Genomic DNA, 22592 nt, shown 5'->3' with positions numbered 1-22592 from the left:
GCGCCCCGGGGTGGCGATGGTGCCATGCCAGAGGCGGACGCGTTCCGTCGATCCGCCGACCCGTCGGTGGCGCCAACGGCGAGCCACTTTTCGGGGTGCTGACAGCAAACATGGACCGGGCTCTCAGCTACTACTCAGGCATTCGTGACACTTTCGACTCACGACATGGAATCCCCGACGCGTCTCAACTGTTGTGCAGGTGTCAGGTCAGCACCGGAGGGCACAGCGGAAGTTACGGGGGAGGGCTGATGGACGTGGGGATGGCAAGGAACCGGGCAACCGGCGCGAGCGAGGGGACCGTGGGCAACGTGGACAAGAACATCGGCATGCGAACCGACGAGGTGGCCGAGGAGCGCGACCTGGTCGGAGTCTACCTTCACGAGATCTCCCGGACGCCACTGCTGGACGCCGCCACCGAGGTCGACCTCTCCAAGTCGATCGAGGCCGGGCTGTACGCCGAGCACCTGCTCGAGACGGACAGCGTTCCCGCCGGTGTCGCCCGGGACGACCTGGAGCGGGTGGTCGCCGAGGGGGAGCGGGCGAAGGACCTCTTCATCCGCGCCAACCTGCGGCTGGTCGTCTCCATCGCCCGGCGCTACGTGCGCTCGGGCATGCCCATGCTCGACCTGATCCAGGAGGGCAACACCGGCCTGGTCCGGGCGGTCGAGAAGTTCGACTACGAGCGCGGGTTCAAGTTCTCCACCTACGCGACCTGGTGGATCCGCCAGGCGATCAGCCGGGCGATCGCCCAGCAGGAGCGCACCGTGCGGCTCCCGGTGCACCTGGTCGAGGACGTCAACCGGATGCGCAACGTCGCCCGGCAGCTCACCCGCGAGCTGGGCAGCGACCCGGAGCCGGAGCAGATCGCGGCGGCCCTCGGCGTCACCGTCGAGCGGGTCAACGAGCTGGTGCGCTGGTCGCAGGACACCGTGTCGCTCGACACGCCGGTCGGCGACGACGGCGACACCAACCTCGGCGACCTGGTCGCCGACAGCGACGCCCCGTCGCCGGAGGACATCGTCCTCACCGGCCTGGAGCGGCAGCGCATCGAGGGCCTGCTCAACCACCTCGACGACCGGTCGGCCGGCATCATGCGGGCCCGCTACGGCCTGGAGGACGGGCGGGAGCACTCGCTGACCGAGGTCGCGTCGCGGTTCTCGCTGTCGCGGGAGCGGATCCGGCAGCTGGAGATCCAGGCGCTGGGCCGGCTGCGCGAGCTGGCCCGGGCGGAGGGGCTGCAGGCCGCCTGAGCTGGTAGTAATGACGGCGAACGGCCGGCGTCCGATAGGGGGACGCCGGCCGTTCGCCGTCGCGCGGGAGCCGGTCAGCGGACCCGGCCGTACCCGTAGGGCGGCATCAGGTCGACGTCGCGCTTCTCCACGTGCCGGCCGAAGGTCGGCGCGTGGATCACCTGGCCGTCGCCGACGTAGAGGGCCACGTGGCCCAGGCTGTTGTAGAAGACGAGGTCGCCCGGGCGCAGCTCGCTGCGGCTGATGTGGCTGACCACGCCCCACTGCATCCGCGTGTTGTGCGGCAGGGACTTGCCGGCCGCCCGCCAGGCGGCGGAGGTGAGGCCGGAGCAGTCGTACCCGTTCGGGCCGTCGGCGGCCCAGACGTAGGGCTTGCCGAGCGCCCCGTACGCGTACCGCACGGCCGCGCCGGCCCGGCCCGAGACGGCCGGGGCCTTCTCGCCGGACTTCCCGCCCGAGCGCGCCTTCGACGGGGTCGGCTCGGTGGCCCGCCCGTACGCCTGCCGGCGCATCTCGTACAGCTCGGCGAGGTCCTTCTCGATCCGCTTGCGGCTGGCGGTGAGCTGCTTCGCCTGCGCGGCCTGCTTCGCGAGCGTCGCGTCCAGCCGCCCCTTCTGGTCGAGCAGCCGGCGCTGGTTCTCGGTGTAGCCGGCGATCCGCTGCTGGCGCTGCCGGCTGAGCTGGTCGAGGGTGTCGAGGCGGTCCAGCAGGGTGCTCGGCCCGCCCGGGCTCAGCAGCGCGTTGGCGGTGTCCAACCGGCCCGACTTGTACGCGGTGACGGCGATCGTGCCGACGTCCGCCCGGCTCTGCGCGGTCTGCGCCTCCAGCGGCCCGATCCGGGCCGCGAGCTTCGCCGCAGTGGCCTTGTTCGCCTTGATGTCCTCGTTGAGCTTGTTGTAGGACTCGACGACCCGTTCCAGCTCGGTCGAGGACTTCTCGATCCGCCGCGTCAGCTCGGCGGGGGTCGGCTCGGCCCGAGCCACCGACGCCGGGGCGATCAGCGTGGCCACGAGGCCGGCCGTCACCAGTGCGCGCAGCGAATTTCTGAGGGACGACAAGAGCGGAGGGCTCCTCTCCCACCAGCCGGCACGACGTCACGGACGCCGCGTCGGCACTGGCCCGGGGCTGTCCTGGTGGACGGCGGTCGACCGGTCCGGCCTGATCAACCTAGCGCGGGACGGAAGTTACCCGCAGGTGAAGCAGGGACGAAAGTGGCGAAAGGGGACCTACTCAGCCGGCCACCGGCTCCACGGCCGGGGCGGGCCGCGGGGCGAGCCAGTCGCTGACCCGACGCTCGGCGTAGAAGGACACGAACGGGACGGTGCCGGCGAGCATCACCAGCAGCATCCGCTTCAACGGCCAGTCCGCCCGGCGGGACAGGTCGAACGTCGCGGCCAGGTAGACCATGTAGAGCCAGCCGTGCGCGGTGCCGACGACCGCCACCACGGCCGGCTCGTCGAACCCGTACTTCAGGGGCATGCCGACCAGGACCAGCACGACCAGCGCCACGCCCACGATCCAGGCGATCACGCGGTACCGGGTAAGGGCTCCGCCCACCTTCGTCCGTCCTTCCGAAACCGGCCTGCGCCGGATAGTCGCGAACCGGCGTCAGCCGGGATAGTCACCGGGTCGGGCGCCCGGGTTGGCGTTCAACCATGCCAGGTAGCGGTTGTAGGCGGCCAGGTCGGCGTCGTCCGCGCCGTCGACCGGCGTGGCCGGCGCGCGGGACACCCGCACCGGCCGGCGTACCACCGTGGGGGTGGCGGACGGCGTGGCCGCCGCGACCCGGTCGGCCTGGGCCGGCTCCTCCGTCGCCGGCTCCGCCGGCTCGTCGCCGGGGGCCGACCGCAGCGCGTGCCGCAGCTCACGCCACCAGACGAAGAGCACGAACGCGGCGAAGACCGGCCACTCGACCGCGTACCCCCAGCTCAGCGCATTGCCCCCGGCGGCCCGGGTGATCTGCCACCAGCCCAGCCCGAGGAAGCCGACGACCAGCACGACCATGGCCACGTGGCGGGCGATCCACGCCGGTGTCCAGAGCCGCTTCATGGCATCGAGGGTACCGGTCGACGGCGTCGTCTCCGACGCGGCGTCGTAGTGCCGGTGGTTTGCCGGGGGCGCGGGTGGGCATCCGTCTAGACGCCAGCCCAGACGAGACGAGGGGGGCGACATGACCGAATCAGCCTGGCGGACGACCACCGGCCCGGCCGAGGCCAGCCCGGAGCAGCGGATGCCCGAATGGGACGGGGACCACCTGCGCGACCCGGGCACCGACGAGGAGCCCGGCATCGACCCGGCCGAGCTCGCCGACGACGACCTGATCCGCGAGATGCACAGCCTGCACCGCACCCGCCTCGACACCCTGCGGCACGCGTCGGACTCGGCGCTCGCCAACCACCTGCGCCGCACGGCGGAGCTGGAGACCGAGTACCTGGCCCGGCACCCGGGGCGGGAGATCGACCCGGCCAGGCTGCGGGACGAGTGATGACCGCACGCGCCCAGCGCGGCATGTCCGCGCCGCCGGAGGTGGTGTTCAGCACGGCGACCGACCCGGATCGCGCCGCGGCCTGGCTGCCCGAGCCGCTGCGGTCCGACGGCGACAGCCGCCCCGAGGTCGACGCGGGGGACCTGCGGGCCTGGTGGCGCAGCGACTCCGCGCCCGGCTGGTCGGCCGAGATCCGGGTCGAGCCGGCCGACGCCGGGGGCGCGCGGGTGCGCCTCGACCTCGCCGGCGCGGCCGGTGGGGCGGAGGCCGGGCTCGCCGACGAGATCCTGGCCAACCTCGCCCGCGAGGTGGCCGACAACCTGACCGCCGGTTGACCGGCCGGCCGGCGGCGGGCCCCTCGCGGGGCCGCGACGCGCAGACGATGAGGAGACCGGGTTGAGCGAGAGCAGCCTGAAGCAGAAGGTGGCGCGACTGCGCCAGGCGTACGCGCCGCACGAGCACCGCCCGCTGGGCGGCTACCTCGCGGCGATGGGCACGTACGCGGGCGTGGCCGCCACGATCGCGGGCCTGGTGCGGGCGACCGGCCGCCCCGTGCCCGACCGGCCCGCCACCGCCGACGTGGTGCTGCTCGCCATCGCCACCCACAAGCTCAGCCGGCTGCTGTCCAAGGACGCGGTGACCAGCCCGCTGCGCGCCCCGTTCACCCGCTACGACCACCCGATCGGCAGCGGCGAGGTGATGGAGCAGGTCCGCGACTCGGGCAGCCCCACCCGGCACGCCATCGGCGAGCTGCTGAGCTGCCCGTTCTGCCTGGCCGTCTGGGTGGCCACCGGGCTCACCGGCGGGCTCGTCCTGGCCCCCCGGCTGACCCGGCTGGTGGCCACCGCCCTGACCGCGGTCGCGGCCTCCGACTTCCTCCAGATGGGCTACGCCGTGGCCCAGCAGGCGGCCGAGGGCGGCCACCACAAGGACTGATCCCCTGTCGTACGCCCGAAGGGAGGGGCCCTCGCCGGCCCCCTCCCTTCGCGTTCGCGTCTGCCGCGGCCTGCGCCTCGCCTCAGCGCTGCATGCCGGACCAGCCGTGCGGCGACTCCGGCTCGCGCTCGTCCTCGTCCTCGCCGGTGATCACGTCCGCGTCGACGGCCGTCCGGTCGTGTTCGTTGGCGAAGTCCGGCTCGGGCGTGCTGTCCAGGCCCTCCGGCGGCTGGCCGAGCGCCTCGATGTGCTCGTGGTGCTGCTCCTGGCGATCGGTCATCTGGCTGTCCTCTCGGTTGCGTGGCCGGGGCGTCAGGGTGCCGAACCGCCCAGCAGGTCGGCCGCCTCGTCCACGGCGTACTCGCCCTGGGGGAGGGCGGCGATCCGGGTGAGCAGCGACGCGGGAAGCTCGGCGGCGACGGCCCGGCGGTAGATGTCCGCCTGGCTGATCCGCTCCTGGCCGCGGTAGACGTCGTCGAGCAACTCGTCGAGCTGCCGGGTGTCCGGCTCCCCGACCGGGCCGGCGTCGCTCACGGGGGCCGCCGTCACGGGTGCTTCGTCGGTCACAGCTTCGTCGGTCACGACGATCAGCTACCCGGGGCGGAAACGACCAAACCCGGGAGGGGCGAGCGCGCACAGGGTGTCGGGTCGCGTCGGGCCGGGCCGGGCGGTCGCGCGCCGGGCGGTCGCGCCCGTGGCGTGACGCCCGTCACGTCGGCGGCCGGAACATCGACCGGGCCCCGCCGGTTGTGACGGGTGTCGGTGTGCCCAGTGTCCCCGGGCCTCACCTGAAATGCCTTCGCGGAATACCGTCCGGCTGGAGCCGCGTCGCGCCACGCGCCGAGAGGCGACCTGCACACCGACACCAGCGGCGCCCCGGTCTTTCGGCCGGGGCGCCGCTGGCTTTGCCCACCCCGGGCCGCAGGTGGCAGGAGCCGAGCCGGGGCGCGCCTCGTGCCGCGCCCGCCTGAGCACCGTCCGGCGTGACGCACCGCTACCGCCGGCGGGCGCCGGCCGGGGTCTGCCGGGCGACGTCCGCCATCCGCTCCCGCCCCCTTTGCTCTGCACCCGCCGACGCAACGGCTACGGGGCGTCACCAAGCCATCCGGGCCGACCCCGCGCGGACACCGCAAACATGCTGTTCCGCCGGGGTGCTGCGCCGGTGGGTGCAGAGCAAAGGAGATGCGGGAGCCGGCGTGGGGTTGGCCGGCCGGCACGCAGCGTGAGACCGCCCCGGATCCCTCTCGGTCGAGGGTCGCAGTCACCGTCGGTGACCGCGACGTGCCCCTCGCCGGCGTCAGGCGGGGGTGGAGGTCGGGGTGGGAGAGGTGGTGGCCGGGGTGGCGCGGCGGGCGCGGACGGCGGCGGCCAGGTCGTCCAGCACCCCCTCGGTGTCGTCCCAGCCGAGGCAGGCGTCGGTGATCGAGCGGCCGTACTCCAGCTCCCGCGTCGGGTCCAGGTCCTGCCGGCCGGGGAGCAGGAAGCTCTCCAGCATGACGCCGACGATGCCGCGCTGCCCGGCGGCGAGCTGGGCCGCGACGTCGGCGGCGACCAGCGGCTGGCGGCGGTGGTCCTTGCCGCTGTTGGCGTGGCTCGCGTCGACCACGACCCGCTCCGGCAGCCCGGCCGCCCGCAACTGCGCCAGCGCCGCGGCGACGGAGGCGGCGTCGTAGTTCGGGCCGTCGTTGCCGCCCCGCAGCACCAGGTGGCCGTCGGCGTTGCCCCGGGTGTGCATGATCGCCGGGGTGCCGGAGACGTCGATGCCGGGGAAGACGTGCGGGACGCCGGCCGCGCGGATCGCGTCCACGGCCGTGCCGATGCTGCCGTCGGGGCGGTTCTTCATGCCGATCGCCATCGACAGCCCGGAGGCGAGCTGCCGGTGCACCTGGCTCTCCACGGTGCGGGCGCCGATCGCGCCCCAGGCGACGGTGTCGGCGATGTACTGCGGGGTGATCGGGTCGAGGAACTCGCAGCCCACCGGCAGGCCCAGCCGCAGCACGTCCAGCAGCAGCGCGCGGGCGGTGCGCAGGCCGGTGTTCACGTCGCCGGAGCCGTCCAGCGCCGGGTCGTTGATCAGGCCCTTCCAGCCCACCGTGGAACGCGGCTTCTCGAAGTAGACCCGCATCACGATCAGCAGGTCGTCGGCGAGCCGGTCGGCGACGGTGCGCAGCCGGGCCGCGTACTCCAGGGCGGCCGCCGGGTCGTGCACCGAGCACGGGCCGACCACGACCAGCAGCCGGTCGTCGGCGCGGTCCAGCACGCGGGCGACCGCGCGCCGGCCGTCGAGCACGGCCTCGGTGAGCGCCGCGTCCAGGGGCAGGTGGTGGTGGAGCAGGGCCGGGGTGGTCAACGGCACGACGCGGTCGATCCGCTGGTCGATGACGCGATGGCTGTCCGGGGACGTCACGGTGGGGTTCCTTCCGCCGACCGTGCCCCGGGGCCGGCGCCCGAGGTCGAGCCGGCTGCTCGTACGCAAAAGGGCAGGGAATCAGGCCCCTGCCCAGCCGGCTCGAAGAGGAAGTGACGTCAGATCACGGTGAAGTCACCGGCTCCTCCAGCCGGCTGTCTAAACCATCGATACGACCGCGTCACGCCGACCAGCCTACCCGACGCGGCGGGAAAGGCTCACCCCGTCGTCGGGAAAGCCTCGCCTCACGCTCACTTTCGTCGATGTATTCGTCGGTAGTTTCGGCGCCACACACCATCGCCTGGAGGTTCGAATGGACCGTCGTACGCTGCTGCGCGCCACCGCCGCGTCGGGGGCCGCCGCGCTGGCCGGCAGCCTCTGGTCGTCCGTCGCGTCGGCCGCCCCCGCCCAGCCCGGGACGGGTCCGTACGGGCCGCTGGGCGCCGCCGACGGCAACGGCATCCAGCTCCCCGCCGGGTTCACCAGCCGGGTGGTGGCCCGGTCCCGGCAGGCTGTCGCCGGCACCTCGTACGCCTGGCACGACGCCCCCGACGGCGGGGCCTGCTTCCCCGCCGGAACCGGGTGGATCTACGTCTCGAATTCCGAGATCAACCCGGGCGGCGGGGCGTCGGCCGTGCGGTTCGCCGCCGACGGGAGCATCGCCTCGGCGTACCGGATCCTGTCCGGGACCAACCAGAACTGCGCCGGCGGCGCGACCCCGTGGGGCACCTGGCTCTCCTGCGAGGAGGTCAGCCGGGGGTACGTCTACGAGACGTACCCGCAGGGCGGGACGGCACCGCCACCAGCGGCCCGGTCACCTGGGCCCGGGTGCCGGACCCGGACGGCTCGCCGACGTACACCCGCCAGCAGGTCTCCGGGGCCAAGCGGTTCGACGGCGGCGAGGGCTGCTGGTACGCCGACGGGACCTGCTGGTTCACCACCAAGGGCGACAACCGGGTCTGGGCGTACGACGCGGTCGCGCAGCGCATCGACCTGGCGTACGGACGGCACCCGGCTCTACTTCTCCTCCCAGCGCGGCACCTCCGGCGCGTCGTCGGGCGGGATCACCTACGAGGTGCGCGGCCCGTTCCGCTGAGCCGCCCACTGGGTAGAGACTCCGGCATGAGTCACGACCAGAGCGACGCCGACCGGATCTCCTCCCGCGCCCACCTGCTGCCCGAGGAGGCGGCGGTGGGCAGCGACGACGCCTACGCCCAGGCCGAGGCGATCCTCGCCGAGTCCGACCGGCGGGAGGCCGACCGCTCCGCCGCCCCCGACACGGTGCTGGAGCAACGCACCTCCGACGAGACGGTGACCACGATCGAGCCCCCGGACTGAGAGCCCCACCCCGTCCACCCCGGGCGGCGGCCCGCGCCGCCCGGGGCGGGCGGGACCGGCCGTGCCGCGCCGCGCCGACCCACTCGCGTCACGCCTGCGACCTCGGGATCGGATAGCGTCGGGCCATGCCCGACAGCGGTTTCCCCTGGCCGATCGAAACGACCCGACTGGACAACGGCCTGCGTGTGGTGGTGAGCGAGGACCGCACCGCGCCCGCGGTCGCGGTGAACCTCTGGTACGACGTGGGCTCCCGGCACGAGCCCGACGGGCAGACCGGGTTCGCCCACCTCTTCGAGCACCTCATGTTCGAAGGCTCGGTGAACGTGGCGAAGACCGAGCACATGAAGCTCGTCCAGGGCGCCGGCGGCTCGCTGAACGCCACCACCAACCCGGACCGGACGAACTACTTCGAGACCGTCCCGGCCGAGCACCTGGAGTTGGCGCTCTGGCTGGAGGCCGACCGGATGGGCGGCCTGGTGCCGGCGCTGACCCAGGAGACCCTGGACAACCAGCGGGACGTGGTCAAGAACGAGCGCCGCCAGCGCTACGAGAACGTCCCGTACGGCGACGCGTGGCTGCGGCTGCTGCCGCTGCTCTATCCGCCCGGCCACCCCTACCACCACGCGACGATCGGGTCGATGGCCGACCTGAACGCCGCCGACCTGGCCACCTTCCAGGCGTTCCACCGCACCTACTACGCGCCGAACAACGCCGTGCTGACCGTGGTCGGCGACGCCGCCGCGACCGAGGTGTTCGCGCTGGCCGACAAGTACTTCGGGGCGATCCCGGCCCGGGAGTCGATCCCGGCCGCGCCGGACGGCCGGCACGTGCCCCGCGCCGGCGCGCCGGTCGCCGAGACCGTCACCGCCGCCGTGCCCGCGCCCCGCGTGTTCGTCGCGCACCGCACCCACCCGTTCGGCACCCCCGGGTACGACGTGCTGACCGTCCTGGCCACCGTCCTGGGCAGCGGCCGGGGCAGCCGCCTCTACCAGCGCCTCGCCGACGGCGAGCGGCTCGCCCAGCCCGACCTGGTCGGCGCGTACGGGGTGGACCTGCGGCACGCGCCGGCCCCGCTGATCGTCACCGCCACCGCCCGGGACGGGGTGACCGGGGAGCGGCTGGCCGCCGGGGTGGCCGAGGTCGTCGACGAGCTGGCCACCGTGCCGGTCACCGCCGCCGAGCTGGACCGGGCCAAGGCGCTGCTCAGCACCGCGTGGTGGCGGCAGATGTCCACCGTCGACGGCCGCGCCGACATCCTCGGCCGGTACGCCACCCAGTTCGGCGACCCGGCGAAGGCCGCCGAGCGGCTGCCCGCCTGGCTGGCGGTCACCGCCGACCAGATCGCCGAACTCGCCGCCGAGGCGCTGCGCGCCGAGGACCGGGTCACCCTGACCTACCTGCCCGAGGAGACCGCATGAGCCTGATCGCCGACCGTCCCGGGCCGGGGTTGGCCCGGCCGTACCGGTTCCCGCAGGTGGTGCGCCGCGACACCGCCGGCGGCCGGGTCGTCGCCGCGCACCTGCCCGGGCAGAACCTGGCCGTGGCGCTGCTGCTGCTCGACGCCGGGGCCGGCCGCGAGCCGGTCGGCCGGGAGGGGCTCGGCGCGGTGCTGGCCAAGGCCCTGGAGGAGGGCACGGCGCAGCGGGACGCCACCGCGTACGCGCTCGCCATCGAGGCGCTCGGCACCGAGCTGGTGACCGGGCTCGACTGGGACTCGTTCCAGGTCAGCGTCCAGGTGCCGGTGGAGCGGCTCGGCGCCGCCGTCGAGCTGCTCGCCGAGGCCGTCCGCACGCCGAAGCTGGACCCGGACGACCTGCGCCGGGTCCGCGACGACGAGGCGACCGCCCTGCGGATGGACTGGGCCAACCCCGGGCCCCGGGCCGAGGCGGCGCTGCGGGCCGACCTGTTCGGCGCGCAGAACCGCTGGGGTCGACCCATGTACGGCGACCCGGACTCGGTGGCGGCCCTGGACCCGGAGGACGTCACCGTCTTCCACTCCGAGTGGTTCCTGCGCCCCGGCACCCTGGTCGTCGCCGGTGACCTGGACCGGCTCGACCTGGACGCGCTGGGCGCGGCGGCGTTCGCCGGCACCGGCGGCGGCCCGACCCCGGTCGAGGGCCCGATCGACGTGCCGCTGCGCGCCGGCCGGCGGATCATCCTGGTCGACCGCCCCGGGTCGGTGCAGTCCACGCTGCGGCTGGGCCACACCGCCCCGCACCGGGCGCACCCCGACCACGTGCCGATGGCCCTGGCCGGCACGGTGCTCGGCGGCGCGTTCACCTCCCGGCTCAACCACCTGATCCGCGAGGTGCGCGGCTACACGTACGGCATCCGGGGCGACTTCGCCTCGTCCCGCCGGTTCGGCCGGTTCGCGGTCAGCTCCGGGGTGCAGACGGCCGTGACCGCGCCGGCCCTCGTCGAGGCGGTCGGGGAGATCACCCGTACCCGGGCCGGCGGGGTGACCGAGGACGAGCTGGCGGTGGCGCGGTCGTGGCGGGCCGGGCAGCTCTCGGTCGAGCTGCAGAGCCCCCGGGCGATCGCGTCGGCGCTGACCACCCTGGTCGTGCACGACCTGCCGGACGACTACCACGCCCGGCTGCGCGAGTCCCTGCTCGCCGCCGACGTGGCCGAGGTGTCGGCCGCCGCCGCGACCCACCTGCACCCGGAGTCGCTGACCCTGGTGGTCGAGGGCGACGCCGCCCTCATCCGCGACGAGCTGGCGGCCACCGGCCTCGGGGAGATCGTCGACGTCCGCCCCTGACCCGGGCGGTGTGATTCGCGTCGCGCCCCGGCCGGCGGGGCGGCCCGGCCGGGGCGGCGATGTTCCGGCCGGGGCCCGCCCACGCCCCGGAAATTCCGGCGCGGCGCGCGGTGGCGACGCCGACGTTGCGGCGCGGGGCCGCCCCCGGCCCGTCCGGCCGCCGCCCGGGCGGTGGGAAAGCGTTCCCGGCCCGGCCGCCGACCTGGGTAGCCTCGCGGGCATGAGGATCGGCATTGTGGGGGCCACCGGCCAGGTCGGTGGCGTGATGCGGCAGGTGCTGGCGGAGCGCGAGTTCCCGGCGGAGCAGGTGCGGTTGTTCGCCTCCGCCCGGTCGGCCGGGCGGACCGTGCCGTGGCGCGGCGGCGAGGTGACGATCGAGGACGCGGCCACGGCCGACTACGCGGGCCTGGACATCGTGCTCTTCTCCGCCGGCAAGGGCACCGCCTTGGAGCTGGCCCCCCGGGTCGCCGCGGCCGGCGCGGTGGTGATCGACAACTCGTCGGCGTTCCGGATGGACCCGGACGTGCCGCTGGTCGTCGCCGAGGTCAACCCGCACGCCGCCGCGCACCGCCCGAAGGGCATCATCGCCAACCCGAACTGCACCACCATGGCCGCGATGCCGGTGCTGCGCCCCCTGCACGCCGAGGCGGAGCTGGTGAGCCTCGTCGTCTCCACCTACCAGGCGGTCTCCGGTGCCGGCCTGGCCGGCGTGGCTGAGCTGGAGGAGCAGGTCCGCAAGGTCGCCGAGCAGGCCGCCGGGCTGGCGTTCGACGGCACGGCCGTGGAGTTTCCCGCCCCCCGCGTCTTCGCCCGGACCATCGCGTTCAACGTGCTCCCGCTCGCCGGCTCGATCGTCGACGACGGCTCGGCGGAGACCGACGAGGAGCAGAAGCTGCGCAACGAGAGCCGCAAGATCCTGGAGATCCCCGGGCTGAAGGTCTCCGGCACCTGCGTCCGGGTGCCCGTCTTCACCGGCCACTCGCTCCAGATCAACGCCCGGTTCGCCCGGCCGGTCACCCCGCAGCGGGCCCGCGAGCTGCTCGACGGCGCGCCCGGCGTGGCCCTGTCCGACGTGCCTACCCCGCTGCAGGCCGCTGGCCACGACCCGACGTACGTGGGCCGGATCCGCGCCGACGAGACGGTGGAGCACGGCCTGTCCCTGTTCTGCTCCAACGACAACCTGCGCAAGGGCGCCGCCCTCAACGCCGTCCAGCTCGCCGAACTCGTCGCCGCCGAGCTGCGCTGACCGCCGGCGCGCCCCTGCGGCACGCTGCGTTACCCCGCCGGGGCGGCGGGTAGACACGGCGGTGCCGACACCGAGAGGGGAGCACCATGACAACGGTCGGAGAGTTCATGACGACCCGGTTGGTGACGATGGACGGCCACGAGACGCTCACCGCCGCCGCGCGGGAGATGCGCGACAGCGCCATCGGCGACGTGGTGGTGACCGCAGGTGACGACGTGGTCGGCATCGTCACGGACCGGGACATCGCGGTCCGGGGCGTCGCCGAGGAGATGGACCCCAACACGACCCGGCTCAACCAGATCACCAGCCGGGACGTGATCACGGTGAGCCAGTACGACGACGCCGTGGCCGCCGCCGACCTGATGCGCACGTACGCCGTGCGCCGGCTGCCGGTGATCGACGACGGCCGGCTGGTCGGCCTGGTCTCCATGGGCGACCTCGCGGTCGAGCGGGAGCCGCAGTCGGTGCTGGCGGACATCAGCGCCGACGACCCCAACAACTGACCGTCCGCCGCGGCACGCCGGCCCCCGACCCGGGGGCCGGCGTCGCGTCGTGTGCGCGCCCGCTCCGCCTCACCCGATCCGGGTGAGGTTGACCCCGTACCGGACGGGGACCCTTTCCCGACGTCGAACGCCGCGGGTCGACGGGAGGGGAGAGGCCCGATGCCGGACGCGACCACCAGATTCTTCGAGGACCTGGACCGGCGGGGGTACGAGCCGCTGCTGGTCAAGACAACCGGAACCATCCGCTTCGACCTGCACGAGGGGCCGCAGACCACCCACTGGCTGGTCGCGATCGACCGGGGCCGGATCAGCGTCAGCCAGGAGGACCGGGAGGCGGACACGGTCGTCAACACCAGCCCCGTCCTCTTCGAGGACCTCGCCGCCGGCCGGGAGGACGGCATCGCCGCGATCCTGCGCGGGGACATGACGGTCAGCGGCGACGCCCGGCTGGTGGTGCAGGTCGAGCGGCTCTTCCCCGGCCCGCCGACCAGCAGGGGCCCGCAGCGGCTGTTCCAGAGGGAGGCGTGCTGATGACGGAGGGCAACACGATCCGGATCCTCGACGGCAGCACCTTCGTCGTCTCCGAGGACACCGGCGACATCGAGGCGACGCCGAGCGAGCCCACCGGCATGTTCTCCCTCGACACCCGGTTCCTGTCCCGCTGGGTGCTGACCGTCAACGGCGAGCGGCTCAACGCCCTGTCCTACGACGACCTCCAATACTACGAGGCGCGGTTCTTCCTGGTGCCGGGGATGGCCACCCACTACATCGACGCGAAGCTGTCGATCATCCGCGAGCGGATGGTCGGCGGCAGCTTCCGGGAGCAGGTCACCATCCTCAACCACGACGAGAAGCCCGTCGACCTCCAGGTCCGGATGGACGCCGGCTCCGACTTCGCCGACCTGTTCCAGGTCAAGGACGAGATCGTCAACAAGAAGGGCGAGCTGTACGCCGAGGCCGAGGCCGACCGGCTGCGCCTGGGCTACCGCCGGGGCAACTTCCGGCGGGAGACGGTCATCTCCTGCTCGCGGACGGCCACGTACGACCGCAACGGCTTCTCGTTCAGCGTCCACCTCGAACCGAACGAGCAGTGGAGCACCGACATCGACGTGCAGACCTTCGCCCTCGGGCCGGGCGGGCGGGACCTGCGGATGGGCGTGCGGGCGCACGGCACCGAGCGGCTGGCCCTCCAGCACGACCTCCAGGAGTGGATCGCCGCCGCGCCGAAGGTGAACAGCGAGTGCGAGCACCTGGCCCGCACGTACCGGCGGAGCCTCGTCGACCTCGCCGCGCTGCGCTTCTCGCCCCTGTCGCTCGGCGGCACCACCCTGCCCGCCGCCGGCCTGCCCTGGTTCATGACGATGTTCGGCCGGGACAGCATCCTGACCTGCCTCCAGGTGCTGCCGTTCGCCCCGGGGCTGTCCAAGACGACGCTGCGCATCCTCGCCTCGTTGCAGGGCACCCGGTTCGACGACTTCCGCGACGAGGACCCCGGGCGCATCCTGCACGAGATGCGGTACGGCGAGACGGCCGCGTTCGAGGAGCAGCCCCACTCGCCGTACTACGGCTCGGTCGACGCGACGCCGCTGTTCGTGGTGCTGCTCGACGAGTACGAGCGGTGGAGCGGCGACGAGTCACTGGTGCGGGAGCTGGAGCAGGAGTGCCGGGCCGCGCTGAAGTGGATCGACGACTACGCCGACCTGGTCGGCAACGGCTACATCTGGTACGAGCGGCGCAACACCGACACCGGCCTGGAGAACCAGTGCTGGAAGGACTCCTGGGACTCGATCTCGTACCGCGACGGCACCCTGCTGCCCTTCCCCCGCGCCACCTGCGAGGTGCAGGGGTACGCGTACGACGCGAAGATGCGGGCCGCCCGGATGGCGCGCGAGTTCTGGGGTGACCCCGCGTACGCCGACCGGCTGGAGCGGGAGGCCGCGCAGCTCAAGGAGCGGTTCAACCGGGACTGGTGGGTCGACGACGGCCAGTTCTACGCGCTCGCCCTCGACCCTGACGGCCGCCGGGCCGACGTGCTCAGCTCCAACATCGGCCACCTGCTGTGGAGCGGCATCGTCGACCACGACCGGGCCGAACGGATCGCCGAGCACCTGGTCGGGCCGAGGCTGTTCTCCGGCTGGGGGGTGCGGACGCTCGCCGAGGGGGAGGTCCGCTACAACCCCATCGGCTACCACAACGGCACGATCTGGCCGTTCGACAACTCGTTCATCGCGTGGGGGCTGCGCCGGTACGGCTTCGCCGAGGAGGCCGCCGTCATCGCCAACGGGATCCTCGACGCGGCCCGCTACTTCGACGGGCGGCTGCCGGAGGCGTTCGGCGGCTACCAGCGGGAGCTGACCAAGTTCCCGGTGGAGTATCCGACCGCGTGCAGCCCGCAGGCCTGGTCGACGGGCGCGCCGATGCTGCTGCTGCGCACCATGCTCGGCATCGAACCGCACGAGGGGCACCTGTCGGTGGAGCCGCGCCTGCCCATCGGCATGGGCCGGATCGAGGTGCTGGACATCCCGGGCCGGTGGGGCAAGGTCGACGCGTTCGCCCGGGGCCGGCTGGACCTGCACAACCTGGCCGACTGACGAGTCGCCCCCGGGGGTGGCGGCACGCCGTGGGAGGGTACGTCCGGCCCTGGCGTGCCCCCACCCCCAGCAGGGTAAAGTCGCCGGATGCCGGAACTCGTGTATCCGCCCGTGATCGCCGCCGCCAAGACGATGTTCCGGGTCCTCGACCTGCGCCTGACCGTGGAGGGCAGCCACCACGTGCCGCGCACCGGCGGCGCGGTGCTGGCCAGCAACCACGTGAGCTACCTGGACTTCATCTTCTGCGGCTACGGCGCGCACGCGTCCGGCCGGCTGGTGCGGTTCATGGCCAAGCACGAGGTGTTCGCGCACAAGGTCTCCGGCCCGCTGATGCGCGGCATGAAGCACATCCCGGTGAACCGGCGGGCGGGTGCCGGCTCCTACAGCACGGCCGTGGACGCGCTGCGCCGCGGCGAGGTGGTGGGCGTCTTCCCCGAGGCCACCATCAGCCGCTCGTTCACCGTGAAGGACCTCAAGAACGGGGCGGCCCGGATGGCGCAGGAGGCCGCCGTGCCGCTGCTGCCGGTCGCGCTGTGGGGCACCCAGCGGCTCTGGACGAAGGGCCGCCCGAGGACGCTGACCCGCCGGCACACCCCGATCACCATCCTGGTCGGCGAGCCGATCGACCCGGCCGACCACGCCGACGCGAACGCGCTGAGCGCCGAGCTGAAGACCCGGCTGACCGCCCTCGTCGACCGGGCCCAGCGGGCGTACCCGGACACCCCGGCCGGGCCGGACGACAGCTGGTGGCAGCCGGCCCACCTCGGCGGCACCGCGCCGACGCAGGAGGAGGCCCTCGCTCTCGACCGGGGCGGCCGGCGCACCCCCGCCGCCTGACCGGGGCCGTCCGGCGGGGCCGGTCGCGGGATGCGCGGCTGTTCTAGCCTCGCGATCATGTGGAACCTCAAGGGCGGCCGGGGCCGGTCCGTCGACCTGGTGGCGCAGGCCCGCGCGGACGCGGAACGGCGGCACGCCGCCCCGCGACCGGACGCCGCCCCGCAGGCCCAGGACGGTGCCGAGGCGCCCGCCCGGCCCGCCCGCGACGGGCTGTCGCTCGGCGCGCTGCTCGCGTTCGGCCTGGTCACCTTCGTCGTGGCGCAGGCCGCGCTCGGCTACGTGGGCCGGGAGCGGATCCAGGGGTACGCCTGCGCGGTCACCGGCTGCACCGGCCCCGGCATGGCCACGGCGGGCTGGCTGCTGATCACCGTGCCGTTCCTGTACGTGGTGGCCGCCGTCGCGCTCTGGTCCCGCCTGCCCGGCCGGGCCCGCCCGGTGCTGATCCTGCTGGCGGCGCCCCTGGTGGTGGGCGGCTTCCTCTTCGTGCCCGGCGGGCGCAACGACCTCGACGACCTCGTCGACGGCCCGGCCCGGTACGCGACGGCCACCGGCGTCACCTGGGCCGGGGCGGGCGTCGCCCTGGCCGTGCTCACCCTCCTCGTCGTCGCGGTGCTCGCCGAGAACATGAAGGTGGCCCTGCCGCCGGTCTGGGCGTCGCTCGTCGCGGCCGGGGCGTGCCTGGCCATGCTGGGGGTGGCGTTGGGCCGGGTCGAGCCCGTCCCGGTCACCGCCGAGCTGGCGTTCCCCGAGCGCACGTTCACCGCCGCCGGGGACACGCTCACCCGCACGTCGACCGACGACCGGCGGGGCTGTGCCGGGGCGCTGGCCGGCGGCGGGCGGCTGGACGGCTGCGTGCGTACCGTGCGGGGAAGCTGGACCACCGACGACAGCGACGCCGTCGTGCGCCTCGCGGCGGTGCTGTTCCCGACCGAGGCCGTGGCCCGCGCGCGGCGGGGCCCACTGCGCTCCGGCACCGCGCAGGCCGGGCTCGACGGCGAGACGGTCGACGTGGTGTCGACGTCGGGCAGCTGGGTGCTGTTCGTCAGCGTCGGCCACGCCGACGGGCGGGCGATCGCCCGCAGCGACCGGGGCCACCTGATGTGGGCGGCCAGCCAGGTCGTCTACCGGTTCATCGGCCACCAGGTCGGGCTGCTGGTGGCGCCCACGACGAAGGACGGCATCGGCCCCCGCACGCCCTGACCGAATCCGGTGGGGCGGCGGCGGGTGGCCGGCTAGGGTGCCCCGATGCCCACACCACGCCTGGAGACGATCACCCCGGCCAACCTCGACGCCGCCTGCGAGCTGCGGATCCGCCCCGACCAGGAACACCTGGTCGAGCCGGTCGCCCGGTCGCTGGCCGAGGCGTATGTCTGGCCGGGCATCGCCTGGCCCCGGCTCGTCTACGACGGCGACGACCTCGTCGGCTTCCTGATGGGCTTCTTCCGCATCCCGTGGAGCGAGGACACCCCGACCGACCTGCGTTCCGGGCTGTGGCGGCTGAACATCGCCGCCGACCGGCAGGGGCGCGGCTACGGGCGGTTCGCCGTGCGGGCCGTGGCCGAGGAGGCGCGGCGGCGCGGCGAGCGCAGCATCTTCACCACCTGGGAGCCGGGGCAGGACGGGCCGGAGGGGTTCTACCTGCGGCTCGGGTTTCGCCCGACGGGGGAGCGCAGCGGCGGCCAGACCGTCGGCGAGCTTCCCCTGGTGGTGTGACGGTCGTCACGCTGCCCTCCTGTCGGTGTTCCCCGGCCGGCTCCGACCGTTGCCTGAGGGGTGCCGGAACCGGTGTCCGCAGGGGTGCCGGCACCGGTGCCCGCCCGACGGAGAGGAACACCGCGAGATGACGAAGGTGACCGCGCAGCTGTCCGTGTCGCTGGACGGGTGCTACGCCGGCCCCCGGCACACCGGCGACGGCGACTGGATGGACTCGGCCGAGAGTGCCGGCTTCTTCCGGGTCACCCGCTGGGTGACCAACGCGATGGCGTGGCGCGAACGCCAGGGCTTCGCCGGCGGCGAGCAGGACGCCAACTCCGACATCGTCGCGGAGTCCTTCGGCGCGGCCGGCGCGTACGTGATGGGGCGGCGGATGACCGACGGCGGCGAGATCCCGTGGGGCGAGGAGCCGCCGTTCCGCGCGCCCGTCTTCGTCGTCACCCACCGCCCCCGCGAGACCCTGGTGCGCGGTGGCGGCACGAGCTTCACGTACGTCACCGACGGCGTGGCCAGCGCCGTCGCGCAGGCCCGCGCGGCGGCCGGCGGCAGGGACGTCGCCGTGGCCGGCGGCGGCAGCCTCGTCCGGCAGGTGCTCAGGGCCGGCCTGCTCGACGAGCTGGAACTGCACATCGTGCCGGTCGTGCTCGGCGGCGGGCTGCGGCTGTTCGACGCCGGCTCCGGGGGCGGCCTCGGCGGTGGTGCCGACGGCGGCCCCGACGCCGAGCTCGGTCTCGGCCAGAAGGAGGCGATCGAGCTGACCCCGACCCGGGTCGTCGCCACGCCGGAGGTCACCCACATCCGGTACGCGGTGCGCGGTCGCGCCCCTCTCGTGCTCGACGACCGGGGCAGCGGCGGCGGCCCGACGAGGACCGCCGAGTAGGGCGGCTGCTGGCGGGATGGCCCGGATCCCGCCGGCTGGCCCCGTCGCCTTGCCGAGAGCGGGCGCGGTTCCACATCGGAGTCGTTCCTTGACAGAACGTAGCACTGTGGTCGGACAGGCCCCACCGCCCGCGCGATCCTGGTAGGCGCCTCCTGTCTGGAACGGACACCCCGGAGCCCGTATTGAATGCTTCTGACGTCCTGGCGACTGTGGCGATCGTGGCCTCGCTGCTGTCAGCGGTCTACAGTTATCGGCTGTCCCGGCAGTCCCATCACGTGGCCACCTACCATGGCGTCATTGGTCTCCTCAGAGAACTGGACAAGACCTTCATCGAGCATCCCGAAATCCGGCCCTACTTCTATGGGGGAAAACCTTTGGCTGCTGACGATCCGCAGCTCCCCAGGGTTCAGGCGGTGGCCGAGCTGGTGCTCGACTCGTTCGAGTGGATCTGGTACAAGCGGAAGAGCTTCGATGCGGAGAATGGCGGGGGCTGGAAGGCGTACATGGTGGACACCTTCTCCTCCAGCCCGGCGCTGCAGACGCACTACGCGAGATCGGCGTCCTGGTACCCGGGGATCACGCGCCTGATCGCCGACTGTTCGATCGCTCTGGGCCGCGATGTGGCTGGCGTGGGCGGTGTGGGGGTAGTCGACCGCCTCGGGCGGGGCGACCCGGCTGGTGACCGCGAAGGGCGGCCCGGCGAGGGCGGCGGCGACTGACGGACCGGAAGGCCCGAGATCTGGCGAGCCCATGCTCTGGAGATCCTGGAAGCCGGTGGACCCGGGGGCTGAGATCTCCTGGTTGCGGCTCACCTGCCCGCCTGGTGTGGCGGCGCGGGTCCAGGCTCGTGGCGTGTCGGGGCGGCGGGACGTGATCGATCTGGACGAGGGCGGCCGCGAGCCGGCGGAGACGGCCAGCGTCGTTCCCGACGGCCACCCGAGCGGGCGGCGGAGGAAGGCGCAACTCGTCGCCGCCCTCCTGCCGGCGTCGTGCTGGGCGGAGTCGGCGTCGACGAGCTGCGGGACGCGCGAGACGAGCGGCAGCGGAACTCGGCGGTCTCACTCGTGGCGTTCCCCGCCGGTGGCGGTGGCGGCGGTTCCGACGTCGCGGGCGTCCTCCAGATGGATGCGCTCCTGGCAGTGGTCAACGCCGGCCCCGCGCCGATCACGCTTCGTGCGGTGACCGGGCAGGGGCCGGGCGTGGTGCTCCGCGACACCGGCCAGTCGCGGCTGGTGCGGCCGGGCGGCGTCGGGTGGATCGACGTCAAGCTCCGCCTCGAATGTGCGACCGCCTTCGGGAGCGAGCCGCTGCCGGTGCGATTGTCGGTCGAGACCGCCGACCGGCGGACCCGAGAGGTCACCTACCCCGTCGCGGTGCGGGACAGCGTCTGGCACCGTGGGGCGGAAGTGCCCTGCGAACACCTCGGTTGACCGGCCACCGCCGGCAGTTCTTCGGACCTTGGACACCTGTTGTTCGTGCCGTACGTCAGTGTCCAAGATGCGGCGCGGCGCGGCGCGGTGGGGCGTGGTGGGGCGGTGCGGTGGGGCGGTCGGGGGGGTCAGGCCGGGAAGTAGACGTCTACTGCGGCGAATCCGCCGGCCACGTCGCACGTCTCGCCGAACCCGAACGTGCGGGTGGTGCCGGCGGAGGCGGTGCGCGTCTCGTCGAAATAGCAGCTGAGGTCGCCGTTGTAGCCGATGAACTCCACCGTCCGCGAGGCGCTGACCGCCTTCACGTAGCCACTGATGTCCAGGCTGCGGTTGTAGAAGGTGACGGTGCCTTCGGTGATCGACGCGCCGTAGGTGATGCGGAAGGGTTGGGTGGACGAGGCGGCCACCATGATCGTCGCCACGTGGACGCGGGCCGGCGTGGTGCCCCGTGCCTGCGCTGCGGCCCGCGCTGACGCTGCGGCCTGAGTCGCCGTGGCGGCCTGGGCCGGCGTGGCCGCGGCGGTGGCGAGGACGGCCGTCGTGGTGGCGAGGGCGACCGTGGCGGCCAGGCCCCCCGCGCGTCGTCCGATCTTCCTGTGCGTGGTCGTTGGCATTTCCTGCTCCCGTCTCGGAAGAATCGTTGCCCGACGATGAGCGTCAATGTCTGTAGTATGCCCGGAGTGTCTCCCGCGCGACGTCAAGGAGAACTTCGTGTTTCGATCCCGCAATGTCGCCAGCGCTGTCGCCACCGCCGTCGCTGCCGTCACCGTCCTGGCCGGTACGCCCGCTGACGCCCGCACCCGACCCGGTCAAGCGCCCGGCCTCGACCTCGACCGGGCCGAGATCCACCAGAGCATCGACGGCTTCGGCTACTCGATCGCGTTCCAGCGCGCCACGCTGGTCCACAACCTGTCCGAGGCGAAGCGCGCGGAGGTGCTCGACCTGCTCCTCGACCGGCGCAAGGGCGCCGCGCCGACGATCCTGCGGCTCGGCATCGGCTCGTCGACCACCGACGTGTACGACAACATGCTGTCCATCCAGCCGACCGACCCGGGTGGCCCGGCGGCCACCCCGAACTACCAGTGGGACGGCTGGGACGGCGGCCAGGTCTGGTACGCCAAGGAGGCGCGCAAGCGCGGGATCAACCGGTTCTACGCCGACGCGTGGAGCGCGCCGGGATACATGAAGGACAACGGCACCGACGCCAACGGCGGCAGCCTCTGCGGCCTGTCGGGCGTCACCTGCGCCAGCGGCGACTGGCGGGAGGCGTACGCGCGTTATCTCGTGCAGTACGCCAGGTTCTACCGGCAGGAGGGCATCCGGATCGACGAGATCGGGTTCACCAACGAACCCGACTGGACGGCCCCGTACGCCTCGATGCGCTTCACCCCGGCGCAGGCCGCCGAGTTCGTGAAGGTCCTCGGCCCCGTCGCCGCGCAGGCCGGGGTGAAGCTGGTGTGCTGCGACTCGTTCGGTTGGCAGCAGTCGGACGCGTACGCCCAGGCGATCGAGGCGGACCCGGAGGCCCGCCGCCACCTGGACCTGTTCACCGGGCACGGCTACGCCAGCCCCTCGGACCGCCCGCTGCCGACCACGGCTCGCACCTGGATGACGGAGTGGGCCCCGTCCAGCACCGCCGACGGCTGGAACGAGGCGTGGGACAGCGGCAAGGGCACCGACGGCATCGCCGTGGCCCAGCGCATCCACGACACCCTCGCGAAGGCCGACGCCAGCGCCTTCGTCTACTGGCTCGGGTCCTCCCGGGGCGCGACGGCGGCCCTCGTGCAGGTCGACAACGCCACCGACAGCTACCGGGTGTCGTCCCGGCTCTACGCCTTCGCCGCGTACAGCAGGTTCATTCGACCCGGGGCGGTGCGGATCGGCGTCGACGGCGCGCCGGCGGGCCTGGCGGTGTCGGCCTACCGCAACGCCGACGGCACCGAGGTGGTGCAGGTGATCAACACCTCGACCGAGGCGGTGCGGACCACCGTCGACCTGCGGAGGCCGACCGCCTACCTCACGGACTCGACGCACCGGCTGGAGCAGGTCGACGGGCTCGTCTCGGGGCACGGCGCGCACGCGACGGTCGAGCTGCCGCCGCGCTCGCTGACCACCCTGGTCGGCGGCCGGGGCTGAGCCGTCCGGTCCCTACCCCGCGTGGCTTCGGGGCCGCCCGCCGGCACGGTGGGCGGCCCCGGTCGCAGTCGGGGTATCG

At 73.6% G+C, this 22592-nt stretch carries 25 protein-coding genes and 1 pseudogene; 19 read left to right on the top strand and 7 right to left on the bottom strand.

What is annotated here, in order from left to right; genetic code table 11:
* The first annotated feature begins 260 nt into the window (after positions 1-260).
* Complete coding sequence (locus tag LPU61_RS28160) at positions 261-1250, top strand: RNA polymerase sigma factor RpoD/SigA (RefSeq protein WP_199486118.1); 990 nt, start codon at positions 261-263, stop codon at positions 1248-1250.
* A gap of 74 nt (positions 1251-1324) precedes the next feature.
* Here the strand turns inward: LPU61_RS28160 and LPU61_RS28155 are convergent, their stop codons facing one another.
* From LPU61_RS28155 to LPU61_RS28145, 3 genes are all read right to left on the bottom strand, one after another.
* Positions 1325-2308 (bottom strand): C40 family peptidase, encoded by a 984-nt coding sequence (locus LPU61_RS28155; protein ID WP_229406677.1) that lies wholly within the window; start codon positions 2306-2308, stop codon positions 1325-1327.
* Positions 2309-2480: 172 nt separating this feature from the next.
* Positions 2481-2807, bottom strand: coding sequence for a DUF3817 domain-containing protein (locus LPU61_RS28150; RefSeq protein ID WP_043966165.1), 327 nt, complete (start codon positions 2805-2807; stop codon positions 2481-2483).
* A 51-nt stretch (positions 2808-2858) separates the two neighbouring features.
* The gene (locus LPU61_RS28145) at positions 2859-3299 is read right to left on the bottom strand and encodes a hypothetical protein (RefSeq protein WP_229406676.1); all 441 of its coding nucleotides are present in this window, start codon (positions 3297-3299) and stop codon (positions 2859-2861) included.
* 121 nt (positions 3300-3420) lie between these two features.
* Here LPU61_RS28145 and LPU61_RS28140 point away from each other — a divergent pair, with 121 nt between their 5' ends.
* From LPU61_RS28140 to LPU61_RS28130, 3 genes are all read left to right on the top strand, one after another.
* Entirely contained in the window at positions 3421-3735 is a 315-nt protein-coding gene (locus tag LPU61_RS28140; RefSeq protein ID WP_043966170.1) for a DUF6158 family protein, read from the top strand.
* The gene (locus LPU61_RS28135) at positions 3735-4070 is read left to right on the top strand and encodes a hypothetical protein (protein ID WP_229406675.1); all 336 of its coding nucleotides are present in this window, start codon (positions 3735-3737) and stop codon (positions 4068-4070) included. Before LPU61_RS28140 ends, LPU61_RS28135 begins: the two co-directional genes overlap by 1 nt.
* 61 nt (positions 4071-4131) lie before the next feature.
* On the top strand, positions 4132-4671 hold the full coding sequence (locus LPU61_RS28130; protein ID WP_043966174.1) for a DUF1360 domain-containing protein: 540 nt from the start codon (positions 4132-4134) through the stop codon (positions 4669-4671).
* A gap of 82 nt (positions 4672-4753) precedes the next feature.
* Here LPU61_RS28130 and LPU61_RS28125 read toward each other — a convergent pair whose 3' ends face one another.
* The 3 genes from LPU61_RS28125 to LPU61_RS28115 all read right to left on the bottom strand — a co-directional run bounded on the left by LPU61_RS28125 (position 4754) and on the right by LPU61_RS28115 (position 7078).
* Positions 4754-4951, bottom strand: a complete 198-nt coding sequence (locus tag LPU61_RS28125; RefSeq protein ID WP_043966176.1) for a hypothetical protein — start codon at positions 4949-4951, stop codon at positions 4754-4756.
* 32 nt (positions 4952-4983) lie between these two features.
* Entirely contained in the window at positions 4984-5238 is a 255-nt protein-coding gene (locus LPU61_RS28120) for a hypothetical protein (RefSeq protein ID WP_043966178.1), read from the bottom strand.
* A 730-nt stretch (positions 5239-5968) separates the two neighbouring features.
* A complete protein-coding gene (locus tag LPU61_RS28115) occupies positions 5969-7078 on the bottom strand; it encodes a 3-deoxy-7-phosphoheptulonate synthase (protein WP_043966183.1) in 1110 nt (369 codons plus the stop codon).
* A 313-nt stretch (positions 7079-7391) separates the two neighbouring features.
* Here LPU61_RS28115 and LPU61_RS28110 point away from each other — a divergent pair.
* From LPU61_RS28110 to LPU61_RS28045, 14 genes and pseudogenes are all read left to right on the top strand, one after another.
* Positions 7392-8174, top strand: a pseudogene (locus LPU61_RS28110) (alkaline phosphatase PhoX).
* A 26-nt stretch (positions 8175-8200) separates the two neighbouring features.
* A complete protein-coding gene (locus LPU61_RS28105; RefSeq protein WP_043966184.1) occupies positions 8201-8416 on the top strand; it encodes a hypothetical protein in 216 nt (71 codons plus the stop codon).
* 125 nt (positions 8417-8541) lie between these two features.
* Positions 8542-9834 carry a pitrilysin family protein gene (locus tag LPU61_RS28100; RefSeq protein ID WP_077938605.1) on the top strand — a complete coding sequence of 431 codons (1293 nt, stop codon included), beginning with the start codon at positions 8542-8544 and terminating at the stop codon, positions 9832-9834.
* Positions 9831-11177 carry a pitrilysin family protein gene (locus LPU61_RS28095; protein ID WP_229406674.1) on the top strand — a complete coding sequence of 449 codons (1347 nt, stop codon included), beginning with the start codon at positions 9831-9833 and terminating at the stop codon, positions 11175-11177. The genes LPU61_RS28100 and LPU61_RS28095 overlap by 4 nt, the downstream gene beginning before the upstream one ends.
* Positions 11178-11397: 220 nt before the next feature.
* Complete coding sequence (locus LPU61_RS28090; protein ID WP_043966190.1) at positions 11398-12423, top strand: aspartate-semialdehyde dehydrogenase; 1026 nt, start codon at positions 11398-11400, stop codon at positions 12421-12423.
* An 86-nt stretch (positions 12424-12509) separates the two neighbouring features.
* Positions 12510-12926 (top strand): CBS domain-containing protein, encoded by a 417-nt coding sequence (locus LPU61_RS28085; protein WP_043966193.1) that lies wholly within the window; start codon positions 12510-12512, stop codon positions 12924-12926.
* Between the two features lie 159 nt (positions 12927-13085).
* Positions 13086-13457, top strand: a complete 372-nt coding sequence (locus tag LPU61_RS28080; protein WP_043966195.1) for an SCP2 sterol-binding domain-containing protein — start codon at positions 13086-13088, stop codon at positions 13455-13457.
* Entirely contained in the window at positions 13457-15517 is a 2061-nt protein-coding gene (locus LPU61_RS28075) for a glycogen debranching N-terminal domain-containing protein (RefSeq protein ID WP_043966624.1), read from the top strand. The genes LPU61_RS28080 and LPU61_RS28075 overlap by 1 nt, the downstream gene beginning before the upstream one ends.
* Positions 15518-15604: 87 nt before the next feature.
* Positions 15605-16354, top strand: a complete 750-nt coding sequence (locus LPU61_RS28070; protein WP_043966198.1) for a 1-acyl-sn-glycerol-3-phosphate acyltransferase — start codon at positions 15605-15607, stop codon at positions 16352-16354.
* 57 nt (positions 16355-16411) lie between these two features.
* Positions 16412-17554: a hypothetical protein gene (locus tag LPU61_RS28065; protein WP_229406673.1), complete on the top strand. Its 1143-nt coding sequence runs from the start codon at positions 16412-16414 to the stop codon at positions 17552-17554.
* A gap of 45 nt (positions 17555-17599) precedes the next feature.
* Entirely contained in the window at positions 17600-18067 is a 468-nt protein-coding gene (locus LPU61_RS28060) for a GNAT family N-acetyltransferase (RefSeq protein WP_229406672.1), read from the top strand.
* 127 nt (positions 18068-18194) lie between these two features.
* Positions 18195-18947: a dihydrofolate reductase family protein gene (locus LPU61_RS28055; RefSeq protein WP_229406671.1), complete on the top strand. Its 753-nt coding sequence runs from the start codon at positions 18195-18197 to the stop codon at positions 18945-18947.
* Positions 18948-19165: 218 nt separating this feature from the next.
* Positions 19166-19666: a hypothetical protein gene (locus LPU61_RS28050; protein ID WP_229406670.1), complete on the top strand. Its 501-nt coding sequence runs from the start codon at positions 19166-19168 to the stop codon at positions 19664-19666.
* Between the two features lie 345 nt (positions 19667-20011).
* A complete protein-coding gene (locus tag LPU61_RS28045; RefSeq protein ID WP_229406669.1) occupies positions 20012-20377 on the top strand; it encodes a hypothetical protein in 366 nt (121 codons plus the stop codon).
* Positions 20378-20505: 128 nt separating this feature from the next.
* Here LPU61_RS28045 and LPU61_RS28040 read toward each other — a convergent pair whose 3' ends face one another.
* Positions 20506-20991 (bottom strand): hypothetical protein, encoded by a 486-nt coding sequence (locus LPU61_RS28040; RefSeq protein ID WP_229406668.1) that lies wholly within the window; start codon positions 20989-20991, stop codon positions 20506-20508.
* A gap of 97 nt (positions 20992-21088) precedes the next feature.
* Between LPU61_RS28040 and LPU61_RS28035 the strand changes: the two genes are divergently transcribed.
* Entirely contained in the window at positions 21089-22513 is a 1425-nt protein-coding gene (locus LPU61_RS28035) for a glycoside hydrolase (RefSeq protein WP_229406667.1), read from the top strand.
* Positions 22514-22592 lie beyond the last annotated feature (79 nt).

This window comes from Micromonospora sp. NBRC 110038 (assembly GCF_020884815.1).
Lineage (GTDB): Bacteria > Actinomycetota > Actinomycetes > Mycobacteriales > Micromonosporaceae > Micromonospora > Micromonospora haikouensis.
This window is presented reverse-complemented; position numbering and strand designations above follow the sequence as displayed.